11 protein-coding genes and 9 tRNA genes are annotated in these 12253 nt (G+C 45.5%); 18 read left to right on the forward strand and 2 right to left on the reverse strand.

Translation table 11 applies throughout. The features are described from left to right. The first annotated feature begins 123 nt into the window (after positions 1-123). From SPSPH_RS06060 to SPSPH_RS06110, 11 genes are all read left to right on the forward strand, one after another. A tRNA-Gln gene (locus tag SPSPH_RS06060) sits at positions 124-199 on the forward strand. 3 nt (positions 200-202) lie between these two features. Further along, positions 203-278, forward strand: a tRNA-Lys gene (locus SPSPH_RS06065). Positions 279-283: 5 nt separating this feature from the next. Beyond that, positions 284-358, forward strand: a tRNA-Glu gene (locus tag SPSPH_RS06070). Between the two features lie 110 nt (positions 359-468). Further along, a tRNA-Val gene (locus tag SPSPH_RS06075) sits at positions 469-544 on the forward strand. Positions 545-552: 8 nt separating this feature from the next. After that, positions 553-629, forward strand: a tRNA-Asp gene (locus tag SPSPH_RS06080). 4 nt (positions 630-633) lie between these two features. Beyond that, positions 634-709, forward strand: a tRNA-Phe gene (locus SPSPH_RS06085). A gap of 5 nt (positions 710-714) precedes the next feature. After that, positions 715-789 (forward strand) — tRNA-Gly (locus SPSPH_RS06090). Positions 790-898: 109 nt separating this feature from the next. Continuing rightward, a tRNA-Cys gene (locus SPSPH_RS06095) sits at positions 899-973 on the forward strand. 90 nt (positions 974-1063) lie between these two features. After that, positions 1064-1152, forward strand: a tRNA-Leu gene (locus SPSPH_RS06100). A 192-nt stretch (positions 1153-1344) separates the two neighbouring features. Then, complete coding sequence (locus SPSPH_RS06105; RefSeq protein WP_083945430.1) at positions 1345-2313, forward strand: sulfite exporter TauE/SafE family protein; 969 nt, start codon at positions 1345-1347, stop codon at positions 2311-2313. Between the two features lie 96 nt (positions 2314-2409). Further along, on the forward strand, positions 2410-2718 hold the full coding sequence (locus SPSPH_RS06110) for a hypothetical protein (protein ID WP_075754192.1): 309 nt from the start codon (positions 2410-2412) through the stop codon (positions 2716-2718). A gap of 52 nt (positions 2719-2770) precedes the next feature. On the opposite strand, the gene SPSPH_RS06115 is transcribed toward SPSPH_RS06110, so the two are convergent. Both SPSPH_RS06115 and SPSPH_RS06120 read right to left on the reverse strand, forming a co-directional pair. Further along, complete coding sequence (locus SPSPH_RS06115; RefSeq protein ID WP_075754194.1) at positions 2771-3373, reverse strand: carbonic anhydrase; 603 nt, start codon at positions 3371-3373, stop codon at positions 2771-2773. Positions 3374-3591: 218 nt separating this feature from the next. Next, entirely contained in the window at positions 3592-3768 is a 177-nt protein-coding gene (locus SPSPH_RS06120; RefSeq protein ID WP_158027051.1) for a hypothetical protein, read from the reverse strand. A gap of 148 nt (positions 3769-3916) precedes the next feature. Between SPSPH_RS06120 and SPSPH_RS06125 the strand changes: the two genes are divergently transcribed. The 7 genes from SPSPH_RS06125 (at position 3917) to SPSPH_RS06155 (ending at position 12227) form a co-directional block, all read left to right on the forward strand. Next, positions 3917-5815 (forward strand): ATP-binding protein, encoded by a 1899-nt coding sequence (locus SPSPH_RS06125; RefSeq protein WP_075754196.1) that lies wholly within the window; start codon positions 3917-3919, stop codon positions 5813-5815. A gap of 23 nt (positions 5816-5838) precedes the next feature. Then, on the forward strand, positions 5839-6558 hold the full coding sequence (locus SPSPH_RS06130; RefSeq protein WP_075754198.1) for a response regulator: 720 nt from the start codon (positions 5839-5841) through the stop codon (positions 6556-6558). 268 nt (positions 6559-6826) lie between these two features. Continuing rightward, on the forward strand, positions 6827-8941 hold the full coding sequence (locus SPSPH_RS06135; RefSeq protein WP_075754200.1) for a CDC48 family AAA ATPase: 2115 nt from the start codon (positions 6827-6829) through the stop codon (positions 8939-8941). Between the two features lie 94 nt (positions 8942-9035). Then, the gene (locus SPSPH_RS06140; protein ID WP_075754202.1) at positions 9036-9671 is read left to right on the forward strand and encodes an oxalate oxidoreductase subunit delta; all 636 of its coding nucleotides are present in this window, start codon (positions 9036-9038) and stop codon (positions 9669-9671) included. Between the two features lie 29 nt (positions 9672-9700). Continuing rightward, positions 9701-9991, forward strand: a complete 291-nt coding sequence (locus tag SPSPH_RS06145; RefSeq protein ID WP_075754204.1) for a 4Fe-4S binding protein — start codon at positions 9701-9703, stop codon at positions 9989-9991. Positions 9992-10003: 12 nt separating this feature from the next. After that, entirely contained in the window at positions 10004-11248 is a 1245-nt protein-coding gene (locus SPSPH_RS06150) for an oxalate oxidoreductase subunit alpha (protein ID WP_075754206.1), read from the forward strand. 16 nt (positions 11249-11264) lie between these two features. Further along, the gene (locus SPSPH_RS06155) at positions 11265-12227 is read left to right on the forward strand and encodes an oxalate oxidoreductase subunit beta (RefSeq protein WP_075754208.1); all 963 of its coding nucleotides are present in this window, start codon (positions 11265-11267) and stop codon (positions 12225-12227) included. The last annotated feature ends 26 nt before the right edge of the window (positions 12228-12253 follow it).

Here is a 12253-nt window from a genome sequence, read left to right on the forward strand (position 1 = left end):
TAATGTATCTTGTAGCTTTGAACTGGCGACAAGTTCGCAAACATCAATAAACCTAATGCGCGATTGCTTATCTTCTGTGAAGTTTTTAGGGAACATACTCTCACGAGATGTTCACCTATTAATAGGGGCGTAGCCAAGTCGGTAAGGCAACGGACTTTGACTCCGTCATGCGTTGGTTCGAGTCCAGCCGCCCCTGCCATTTGACCCACTAGCTCAGTCGGTAGAGCACCTGACTTTTAATCAGGGTGTCCCGCGTTCGAGTCGCGGGTGGGTCACCATTTATGGCCCGTTGGTCAAGCGGTTAAGACACCGCCCTTTCACGGCGGTATCAAGGGTTCGATTCCCTTACGGGTCACCATAAGCAGCGAACCAGGTTCTCACGAGCCGATAGGCGAAATGAGAACCTGAGTGAGTCGCTTACTTCCGAGCGGTAGTGAGGAAGAGTATTCCTTGTTAAATTGTTCATTTGGGCGATTAGCTCAGCCGGGAGAGCGCCTGCCTTACAAGCAGGATGTCGGCAGTTCGATCCTGTCATCGCCCACCATCAAAAACGGCCCTGTGGTGTAGCGGTCTAACATGCCGCCCTGTCACGGCGGAGATCGACGGTTCAAATCCGTTCAGGGTCGCCATTTCGCCTCGGTAGCTCAGTCGGTAGAGCAGAGGACTGAAAATCCTCGTGTCGGCAGTTCGATTCTGCCCTGAGGCACCATTTAAGCGGAAGTAGCTCAGCGGTAGAGCATCGCCTTGCCAAGGCGAGGGTCGCGAGTTCGAATCTCGTTTTCCGCTCCAATTCCTGTTCCATACGTACAAGGTAGTTCCGCGCTACGCTTGGAACTAAGCGACTCACACATGTTCTTGCTTCGCCTGCTGGCTTGCAAAAATAGGGTTCGCTGCTTATGGCGACATAGCCAAGTGGTAAGGCAGAGGTCTGCAAAACCTCTATTCCCCAGTTCAAATCTGGGTGTCGCCTCCAATTTCTTAATCATTGTTTGTAATATTGCAAATTCAAGCTAACTTGGTTTAGATGGTTTTATGGAAATTCATCAAACCAAGGGTTATTTATGCCGGGGTGGCGGAACTGGCAGACGCAACGGACTTAAAATCCGTCGGAAAGAGATTTCCGTACCGGTTCGATTCCGGTCCTCGGCACCAATTCTAAGCAAATTGTCTTATGAGACTTCGCATTTTTGCGGAGTCTTTTTTTTGTTTTTGATTCTGCCTGGAAAATAACGACATATGGGAGAAGAAGTGCTACAATGACCATAGAGTTGTTTCTACAATGACTAACCCGCTCTGCGACTCCAATCTTTTATAAGAGGAGCTATATCCCCCAGGTGTAAGCGAATGACAAGTTTTTGGCAAACCAGTCTATATCTTATTTGCCAGACTATAGGGATGGTAGGTGAGTGTATGGTTATAGATGATATTATGTGGTGGTTTGGTTTAATCGTGCTTGGCTTTGGGATTGGGATTATAACCGGCTTGTTTGGTATCGGTGGCGGATTTTTGCTGACACCTGCGTTACGGATTTTTTTTGATATTTCTTATCCGGTTGCCATCGGCAGCAGCTTGCTGCAAATAACGGCGACATCAATGCTTTCGGTTTATAACCATTGGCGGCAGCAAAATCTTGACTTGAAACTAGGCTCGGTTACAATAATAGGCAGCTTAGCCGGAACTGAGTGTGGTGTTCGTTTATTGCACGCCATCAGTATGAAAGGAACCATTGAGTTTGCCGGATACTCGACAGAGTTTATGGATCTGTTAATTAATACCTGTTTTTTTCTACTTATGGCTTGTGTTGCTGGTTTTATACTCAGGGAGGTTTACCAAAGCAATAAAACCGGAATTGATGAACCGGATACCGGTTGTTGTAAGCTGCTTCATCAATGCTCACTTCCACCGTTTATGTGTTTTGAACAAGCAGCGATACCACGTCTAAGTTTTTGGGTACCTACCGGCTTAAGTTTTATTGTTGGCTGTCTAACAGGACTGTTGGGTATCGGCGGCGGTTTTGTCAGTCTGCCGCTGATGATTTATCTTTTGGGAGTGCCCACCCGCATTGCTGTAGGGACAAGTACGTTACAGGTATTGTTAGCGAGCGCCTATGGAATGTTTCGGCACCACCAGGCTGGTCATGTCAATGTATTGTTGGTAATTTTTATGTTTTTTGGCTCATTAGCCGGGGTGAATGCCGGAGTTAGACTTGCTAAACGGGTTAATGCGCGCGATACAAGGAAATATTTTGCCGGAGTATTAATAGGTGGTCTTTTATTAATTGTCTACGATGTAGTCAGGAAGCTTAATGGCTGATTTTAGATTCAGCTTGTTTACTTTATTTACAAAAATAGAAAATAATTGCCTATCATTATATAATAGGGGTAACGAAGATAAAGGGGGATACAGGCGATGACAAAGCTAGAAAAGGGTATGATGGTTCTAGAATCGGTTAAAGCTCCAACAGGCTCCCTGGCAAAAATTATTTATGAGGGCCAAGGGCAAGGAACTCAATACGGAACAACTCTGTTTCATGTATTTCTGGATGGCATGTCCTATGGTACTTTTGCTATGCGTGGCAATATTACAACCCTCGAGGAAGCACAGACTAAGTTGAGTTCACCCAGGCAGGCGGATGAGCAGGAAAGTTTAGCTGAATATGCTGTTTATTATCAGTGGATGAATATGGATGTTAATGAGTTTTATGATTCAGGATCATAAAATAAATATAAAAGACTTCGCAGAATTTTTGTGAAGTCTTTTATAATGGTAATTAGGACCCGTTGAAATCATTACTGCCGACTATATCGAAATCAACGCTGCCTGTATGCAGATCTTTGATGGCACCAACGATGTGCAGCCCCTTTTTAGTAAGGGCTCTTTGCAGTATCGGGCTGGATGTTTTCAATTTCCACACGCCAAAGTCAACATTTGCTTTAATCGTGTTTGTCAATAGTTCGCCAGATTGTGTACTGGCTTTTTGTACGGCAGGCTGGATAGCTTGTTTGATGGTTTCAATATGGTTTAGGCAAAGACTATTGTTTATTGCAGCTTTAACTGCTCCGCAGTCTCCGTGTCCTAAAACTACTACCAGCCGGACGTTGAGATGTTCTACGGCGTACTCAATACTGCCTAATACAACATCGGCTACTACCTGACCTGCGGTTCGCACCACAAACAAATCTCCGAGTCCTTGGTCAAAAATTATTTCCGGGGGAATACGGGAATCAGAGCAACCGAGGATGACAGCGAAAGGGTCCTGATAGGTTACCAGTTGGGAGCGGCGCTGCAAGCCTACATCGGTTTTGGCATAACGCTCTGTAACATATCTCTTGTTCCCGTGATGGAGCTTTTCCAGAGCCTGAAAGGCATCCATAAACATCTTCTCCTCTCTCTGCGTTTCTCTTTGTTGACCATTTATTTCTGAGACTAACCCGCGTTGAGACCCCAGTTTCTGCAAGTGGGAATTTAGGAGGATTCCGGAATACTTAAAAATAACGCTATCAGTATTTTTAGCAGTGAAGCAAAATACTGATAGCGGACTGGAGCTTGTTGTTTAGACAATGGCTTATATGGAGTTGGCCCTTAGCCTGACTAGAGTTCCACTTTCTTCGCGTATTCAATAAAACTCTGCACCAAAGCTCTTAACTCTTTAATAATTCTCTGTTTTACTGACAGGCTGGAGCGATTGGCGGCCGCATGAGTAGGATCGACACCGGGCAATGGGGTATTGGCAGGAGAATTCGGTATAGTAGGCTTGTCTTTTAACATAAAATTTTATCCTCCTACGGCTTTTATTTACAAAACCATATGGTAAATACTGTATTTTGATTATATAATAAGTAATGGTAGGTTATCAGTCAATCAAACAATAAGAAAGATTAATAAGTAAAGTAAAGTAAATGCAGGGTGATTTGTTATGAACTCACTGGCACTTGTACTTGAAAGTCTTAAATATGAAATTAATATAGGCACTTTAAGTGAGCTGGAAAGCGAAGGACAGCCGCTTTCCTATCTCAAGCTTCCGACAAAGCGACTGGCACAGGATATTGCCAAACTAACGGCCGCTATGATTCAGTCGTTGCAGGATGACACATTTGCGCCGCTTAAGGTTCATGTCAGTTGGATAAGCAAAATTAGGCTGGAGCAAGGTTTTCGCTTGCCCGAGCTAATGGCTTTCCTTGAGCACTATGAGAAAACGGTTAAAGACACCATGTCATTATGTTTAAAGAACGATTTACCCAGACTCAATATATTCCGGCGTGAGTTTGACTCTTTGCTGGACAGGGTTAGGGTGTACTTAACCGAATACTTTTTTGTTCTTTATGAAGATACTGTTTTTAGGCAATTTGAGCAACTTAGGACGATTAACGAAATCACTGCCTGTATGACATCCTCAATGCATCTTAATGATGTACTGGATTTTATTGTCTCCAGTGCCATGCGTTTATTTAAAGCCGATTGCGGCAGTATTCTCCTGACAGGAAAAGGAAGCAAATGGAACGCACCTATTGCTACCGCCTGGTATCAGCCTAATTCACCAATTCTTATTTCTGAGACTGTATTGGACACGGAAACCCCGAAAGTTATAGAAATAAAACCAGGTGAAGCGTTGTCGGAACGCCTGATTACTGTGCTGCAAAATGAGCAGCTTTGCAGCGTAAAAGCCGTCAGGTTGTATTTTCAGGATTCTTTAATCGGCATAGTGGTAATCGGCTTTCGTACAGATCATAAATTTACTCCGATTGAGCATACTTTGTTTGCGACTTTTGCCAATCATGCCTCTATTGCTGTGTATAATGCCCGGTTGTATGGCGATGCTGACACAAAATTAAAGCAGCAAGTCCATGAAGTAACTGTGCTCTTAGAACAGAAACGTGCCATCATGCAGTGTATGCGGGAAGGCGTTATTGCAATAAATACTGACGGCTACATCAATATCGTAAATAATGAAGCCGAACGGCTGCTAAACATAAACACCGATCTTATTGGCAAACACATTATCGATGTTCTGCCTAATTCAAGGCTGCCGACTGTGATTAAAACCATGCAGGCAGAGTATGATCAGGAGCAGGAGGTTGGGGATAAGGTTATCATCACCAACAGGATTCCGATAATTGTCGCAGGTGAAGTAATAGGGGCTTTGGCCACCTTTCGTGATAAAGAAGAGGTTAAGGTATTAGCGGAAGAAATCATCGGACTGAAAAGCCTGCTTGATTCGATGCGGGCCCAATCTCATGAGTTTGCCAATAAATTGCATGCAATCTCCGGGCTTGTCCAAATGAAACAATATGAGAAAGTGTCAGAGCTTATTACTTTAATGTATAAAAACCAGCAAGAGTTTGTTAGCTTTATTGTCAAACGCATTAAGGATCAGGCTACTGCCGGTTTAATTATCGGAAAAATCAGTCAATCTACCGAACAGGGAATTTCCCTGCGACTGCATGCACGCAGTAAGCTTGAAGCTTTGCCGCCAACCTTCAGCAGTCTGGCGATGGTAACTGTATTAGGCAATCTGATTAGTAATGCCATTGATGCGGTGGGTGGAGTGCCGAGTGAACGTAAAGTAATTGATGTATATGTTTACCAGGGAAAGCGGCATTTAAACATAAAAGTAAGTGATCGTGGCTGTGGCATTCCTGAACTGTATAAAAGAAAGATATATCAGCGGGGCTTTTCGACTAAACGGGGAAGCCGTGGTGTCGGTTTATACCTTGTCAAGAAGGAAGTAGCTATGAGTGGAGGCAAAATAGCTATTCAATCTCAAGAAAACCAGGGGAGCATCTTCAGTGTAAAAATACCAATTCGAGAAAGATGAACCTTGAAGTTAAAGGAGGTAGAATGATGGCCATTGATGTTGTTATTTTGGAAGACGACCCAATGGTACTGGAACTTCACCGACAGTATATCAATCAGATAAAGGGGTTCAAGTTAGTAGGCCAGGCCTGTGACGGGAAAACCGGATTTGATCTTATTGCCCAGGTAAAACCGCAAATAGTCATTCTTGATGTCTACATGCCCGGTTTGAATGGGCTGGATTTACTGCGGCGGGTTAGAGCAACCGGTATCAATACCGATGTTATTCTGGTAACAGCTGCCCATAACTCAGAAACCATTCAGCAAGGGATACAGTATGGGGCTATTGATTATATCATCAAGCCCTTTACTTTCCAGCGTTTTAAAAAAGCGTTAAAAAACTATCAGGAATATATTCGCAAAATAAATAATATCCAGAACATGTCACAAAGAGATGTTGATATCTTAAAAGGCAATACTTCTAAAGAAAGAGGTGTAAACGATTTAGAAGATGTAAAAGAGAATATTCCCAAAGGGTTGGACAAAGCTACGTTAGATTTAGTTTTAGCAATTATTGAAAAGAAGACCGGATATTTCAGTGTTGCCGATATTTCCAAACTTGCCGGCATTTCCAGAGTCACAGTACGGCGTTATTTAAACTATCTGTGTGAAAGTCGATGTTTAAAGGGAATTTTATCTTATGGGCCTGTAGGCAGACCGCTGCATAAGTACATGAAAGATGATGCATTTTCTGCTAACGATTAACTGAACCTATATCAGAGTTTATATAAAAGAGTCAGTGCAGCAACAGGTAAAAGCTTGCTGCACTGACTCTTTTATATATTTAACAGAAAGGTGCCGGCACAAGGCCCGGCGCGGATGCCCATCACACAACGCTGAGCCGCTTGTGTGATGAATTTTAGTTACAAAAGTATCATTATTTACCATATAGTGGTAAAAAGACAAACAGGTCATTATAATTAGAACTGTAAGAAGCTTCCACTGACAACTATCTAGAGGAGGATAAGCAGACATGGCCATTACCCTATCCTTTAGAGTAGCAGATGCTATGCCGGAAGATGTTGGTCAGGGATATGTCCGTATCGACAATGACGAAATGGATAAACTTGAAGTTATTATTGGTGACATAGTAGAAATTCAGGGCAGAAAAACAACGGCAGCAAAAGTAGTCCCCTGCTTCACACAGTTTCGGAATAAAAACCTGGCACAGCTGGAATCCATCATTCGTGAAAATGCCGGAGTCGGCATTGATGAGCGGGTTACCCTGAAAAAGGCAGTGCGGCAACCGGCCCAAATAGTAGTCTTAAGTCCGCTTGATGTCAGCGTAGATTTTAGCGATGCTCAGGATATTCAGCATTTGGAGCGCATGTTAAACGGGTTGCCGGTGCTTATCGGCGACAAAGTGAAAGTGCGTTTGGCGGGGGCTCAGAATCAGTTTTTTACCGTTCTCGGAACAAACCCCCAAGGCCCGGTAATCATTAATACCGGTACAAAGCTTAAAGTTACCCGGGAGGATGCAACCGAAGACCGGAAGTTCCGGGCGTCATACGAAGATGTAGGCGGTTTGGACAAAGAACTGCAGCGTGTGCGGGAAATGATCGAACTGCCGCTTAAATACCCGGAAATCTTTCGCCACCTTGGTGTTGATGCTCCTAAAGGAGTGTTGCTTTATGGTCCGCCGGGCACGGGTAAGACACTGATGGCCCGGGCGGTAGCCAGCGAAACCAATGCCGCATTCCTGCATGTTAACGGCCCGGAAATTATTAATAAGTTTTACGGGGAAAGTGAAGCCCGCCTGCGGGAAATGTTTGAAACAGCACAGCGCCGGGCACCGGCCATCATTTTTATCGATGAGATTGATGCCATTGCTCCCAAACGTACCGATGTGATCGGCGATGTTGAAAAGCGGGTGGTAGCTCAGCTTCTGGCGCTAATGGATGGTTTAAAAAACCGGGGCCAGGTCATCGTAATCGGAGCCACTAATGTTCCCGACATGGTAGATCCGGCGCTCAGGCGGCCAGGACGCTTTGATCGTGAACTGTCAATCAATCCGCCAGATAGGCCTGGAAGATTACGAATATTGAAAATTCATACACGGGATATGACAACCGATTCAAATATTGACCTGGAAAAACTTGCTCAGATAACGCATGGTTTTGTCGGCGCCGATTTAGCTATTTTGTGTAAAGAAGCCGGGATGAATGCCGTAAGGCGCCTGCTGCCGCAAATCAACTTTATGTCCGGTATATCTGAAGAGGACTTGGCTGGTTTAAAGGTTAGCATGGATGATTTCTATAACGCATTTCGGGAAGTTGAGCCAACGGCCACCAGAGAATTTTTTTCCGACCGGCCTAATACCAAGTGGGAACAGGTCGGTGGTTTGGCAGATATCAAAGATAAATTACGGTCACTGGTAGAACTGCCTATGCAAAATCCGGAATTATTCAAAGAAGCGCGGTATGCTATGGCAAGAGGCATATTGCTTACCGGCAAACCGGGAACAGGCAAGACGCTCTTAGTCAGAGCACTGGCCGGCTCAAGTGAGGCACATTTCATAGCGGTGGATGCCGCTACCCTTAATTCACGGTGGTTCGGGGAAGCGGAAAAGGGACTCAGACTGATCTTTAAACGGGCAAAGCAAATTGCTCCCTGCATACTTTTCTTTGATGAAATTGATGCCTTAGCACCTGTGCGGGCCGTTTCGGACAGAAGCGGTGCCGATCGCTTGGTAAGCCAATTATTATTGGAAATGGACAGTCTGATGGATAATGCCAATGTTATCGTGCTAGCGGCTACCAACCGGCCTGATATGGTAGATCCCGCGCTTATGCGGCCAGGCAGATTTGATTTTATTTTGGAACTGCCGCTGCCGGAAAAACAGGAGCGCTGTGATATATTCAAAATTCATGCAAGCAAGCTGCCCTTAGCCGGCGATGTTGATATAGCCGTTTTAGCGGCAGCGACCGAGGGAGCCACAGGCTCCGATATTGAGGCTGTTTGCAAACACGCTTCGATGCTGGCTTTAAAAAGAGCAGTTAGTAGCATGCAGAACCAAGCCAAGCTATCTGGCAATTACCTGGTAACAGGTCAGGATTTTGGCAATGGTCTGCGACAAATAATTAAATAATGGCATGGATTGCTTATGGGGGTGATGATCAAAGAACGGTATCCCGGTCCTGACGGTCACCTATTAAGTTCAAAGAGTAAAAGGGGGAGAGACAATGACACTGGCAGTTGCTGTTGACGCCAAGATGCAGGAAGTTACTGTGTGGACGAGGGGTGTAACCTTGGCCAAGGAAGCCCGTGACACTGCTACTTTGCTTGCTAAAGCAGGTAGCCTGGAAGGTAAGTATCACCAGTTCTTTGACAATTATGTCGACCTGCCTGACCGGATTGGTGTTCCGGTTAAGAGTTATGCCCGCCTTAGTCCTGAGCCTATTGAGACCTTTTATGAGTATGAGAATTACCGTCCCGATATTGTTGTGCTGGCCGAAGAAACTTTGGTTAAAGGCAACGATGTATTAAAAGGCTGTAAAGAGGGCTGTGTTGTTGTAATTAATACCAAACGCGACATTAACAATTTAATTAAATGGTTGTCGCCAAAAGAAAATGTCAACAGGGTGAAAGCTGTTGCCGCCATTGACGCTGACGCTCTGGGCGCTGGCGTATTCCATACCTTCGATGGTACCGAAGGCTGTATTGATGATACCAAGATTGGCGCCGGCGTTGGTGCTGCTATGGCAGCTGCTGTTGCTAAAGCCAGCGGTATCGTTAAATTAGAAACCCTGCTTAAAATTGCTGAAAACAAAAAGGCGGTACAGCAAGGCTGGGACGCTGTTCAAGTAGTTGCCTTGTAAGACTGGTAAATTTTTAAGGAGGTGTAAACATGGCAAAAGTTTATAAACAAGTGCCCTTTGCGGCTATTGTTCCTTCCCCTCAGACAGAAAACGAGGGTATGATCACCGGTAACTGGCGGTTTCTCCGCCCGGTAGTTGATAAAAGTCAATGTACCGAATGCAAAACCTGTTATATTTACTGTCCTGATGCCTGTGTTAATTTTGCCGAAGACGACGGGGTCAGCTTTAATCTCAAGTATTGCAAGGGCTGCGGTATTTGCAGCAATGTTTGCCCGGTAGGGGCTATTAGCCGGGTGCCTGAACTTGATTTTGACGAATAAGGAGTGAATAAGATGCCGATTAAGAAAAGAGGTACAGGTTTAACTGCGGTTGCAGATGCTTGGCAGCTTGCTGATATTGATGTTTCAGCATCCTATCCTATCCGTCCGTATACAGCCGTTATGGCCGAATTGGCAAAACGGATTGCCGCCGGCACTATGCAGTGTGAAATGGTCCACGGCGAAGGTGAACACGCTCAGTTCAGTATTGCTCACGGCGCATCCATGGCCGGTGCTCGTGCCACTACCGGAAGCTCCGGTGTAGGTGTTACCTATGCTTTTGAAACCTATTCCCCCATCGCCGGCAGCCGCTGTCCGATTCAGGCGCTGGTCGGCGACCGCACCCTGGATCCTCCCGGCGACTTCGGTTCCGAGCATACAGACTGCTTAACCCTCCGTGACAACGGCTGGATTTATGGCTGGGCTGAGGACGCTCAGGAATCCTTAGACAATAGCTTAATGTATTTCCGGATTGGTGAAGATCCTGATGTTATGCTGCCGCAAATCGTAGCTATGGATGGCTACTTCGTAACTCACATTGCTCAGGATTATGAAATGCCTGATCAAGCGCAAGTGGATAAATTCCTGCCTAAATTTAATCCCAAATTCCGTCTTGATGTTAAGAATCCTGTAATTATGGGGCCGCAAATTGAGCCGGAAATGGGACCTCCCCTTGAATGGGACCGCCATATTGTCATGACCAAAGTAAAAGAGAAAATCGTGGAAGTAACCGAAGAGTTCGCTAAAGTATTTGGCCGTACCTATGCTCCGTTTGTTGAAGAATATATGACAGACGATGCTGATATGGTATTTGTGCTGCAAGGTGCTCATGCCATAACCTGTCGCAGTGCCATCAAATATCTCCGTGAAGCCGGCTATAAAGTTGGTTTGTGCAGACTTCGCTGGTTCCGTCCGTTCCCGGATGAGGCTCTTGCGCAAATTCTTCCTAAATTCAAGGTGGCTGGTGTTGTTGATACCGGTACTTCCTATGGTGCACCTTGCGCCGGTGGTGTTCTCTCAACAGAAGTAAAAGCAGCTATGTCCGAAGTTCCGGGCAAACCGCTTATTCAAAGCTTTACCTCCGGTTTGGGCGGCGAGACCATTACCCATGAAGAATTCTTTGCTATGGCTGAAATGATGAAGCAGACGCTGGCAGCCGGCAAAATTATTCAGGGCGGTACTTGGGTTAACTTCAATGATTATCATGAAGGCGCTTCCCAGATTAATGCTGCTAAAACTGAAGCTGCCCCCAGTAAATAATAAGGAGGAGTAAACGATGGCAGTTGCTGAATTAGTAAAATCAATTGCACGTACTACTGACCTAGTGGACACGTATGTTCCTGGTCACCGTACCTGTGCTGGTTGCGGTCCGGCTCTTGGTTATCGTCTGGTAGCCAAAGCTGCCGGAAAAAATACAATCTTCATTGGCCCAACTGGTTGCATGTATGTGGCAAATACCAGTTATGCCTGTGGTCCCTGGGCTGTGCCCTGGACTCATGCGCAAATCACTAACGGTGGCGCGGTTGCCTCCGGTATTGCCGAAGCTTTCCGGATGATGATTAAAAAGGGGAAGATTCAGGACGAATATCCTAACATCATCGTCATGGCCGGTGACGGCGGTTGTTCCGACATTGGTCTTCAGGCCATGTCTGCTATGTTCTATCGCGGGCATAAAGTTCTCTGCGTAATGTATGATAATGAGTCTTATGCCAACACTGGCATTCAGGTTTCGCCGTCCACTCCTTATGGTGCTACCACCATGTTCACTCCGGCTGGCCCGGCAATACCTGAAGCGAAAAAGCATCACATGAAAGACCCGATGCCGATATTCTGCGCCGGTGGCCATCCATACCTTAAGTATGGTGCAACGGCTTCCATTGCCCATCCGATTGACCTCATGAACAAGGTGCGCAAAGGTCTTGCTCAAGATGGTCCGGCGTTTATTCATTTGCATGTTCCCTGTCCTAAAGGCTGGAGCTTCCCGGCTGAGCGCACTATTGAAATTGCCAAATTGGCTATTGAGACTGGCATGTGGAACCTGTATGAAGTTGAAAATGGCGATTGGGCAAATAAGAAATTTGGTGCTATGCCGAAAAAACTCCGGCCGGTTGACGAGTATCTCCAAACCCAGAAACGTTTCGCCCATCTGCAGCCTGAGCATGTGGCCGAAATTCAAAACTTCGTCAATAACCGTGCAAAAATGCTTGGCATGGAAGTTCCGCTTCCACCTGCTAAGTAAGCTAGCTTAATAAATATATGATAGCA

It is taken from the genome of Sporomusa sphaeroides DSM 2875, from assembly GCF_001941975.2.
Lineage (GTDB): Bacteria > Bacillota > Negativicutes > Sporomusales > Sporomusaceae > Sporomusa > Sporomusa sphaeroides.

Bases quoted from the DNA above. Each gene is read 5' to 3' on its own strand.
- SPSPH_RS06110 (WP_075754192.1), top strand. From the start codon at position 2,410: ATGACAAAGCTAGAAAAGGGTATGATGGTTCTAGAATCGGTTAAAGCT.
- SPSPH_RS06140 (WP_075754202.1), top strand. From the start codon at position 9,036: ATGACACTGGCAGTTGCTGTTGACGCCAAGATGCAGGAAGTTACTGTG.
- SPSPH_RS06145 (WP_075754204.1), top strand. From the start codon at position 9,701: ATGGCAAAAGTTTATAAACAAGTGCCCTTTGCGGCTATTGTTCCTTCC.
- SPSPH_RS06130 (WP_075754198.1), top strand. From the start codon at position 5,839: ATGATGGCCATTGATGTTGTTATTTTGGAAGACGACCCAATGGTACTG.
- SPSPH_RS06155 (WP_075754208.1), top strand. From the start codon at position 11,265: ATGGCAGTTGCTGAATTAGTAAAATCAATTGCACGTACTACTGACCTA.
- SPSPH_RS06125 (WP_075754196.1), top strand. From the start codon at position 3,917: ATGAACTCACTGGCACTTGTACTTGAAAGTCTTAAATATGAAATTAAT.
- SPSPH_RS06105 (WP_083945430.1), top strand. From the start codon at position 1,345: ATGACAAGTTTTTGGCAAACCAGTCTATATCTTATTTGCCAGACTATA.
- SPSPH_RS06150 (WP_075754206.1), top strand. From the start codon at position 10,004: ATGCCGATTAAGAAAAGAGGTACAGGTTTAACTGCGGTTGCAGATGCT.
- SPSPH_RS06120 (WP_158027051.1), bottom strand. From the start codon at position 3,768: ATGTTAAAAGACAAGCCTACTATACCGAATTCTCCTGCCAATACCCCA.
- SPSPH_RS06135 (WP_075754200.1), top strand. From the start codon at position 6,827: ATGGCCATTACCCTATCCTTTAGAGTAGCAGATGCTATGCCGGAAGAT.
- SPSPH_RS06115 (WP_075754194.1), bottom strand. From the start codon at position 3,373: ATGGATGCCTTTCAGGCTCTGGAAAAGCTCCATCACGGGAACAAGAGA.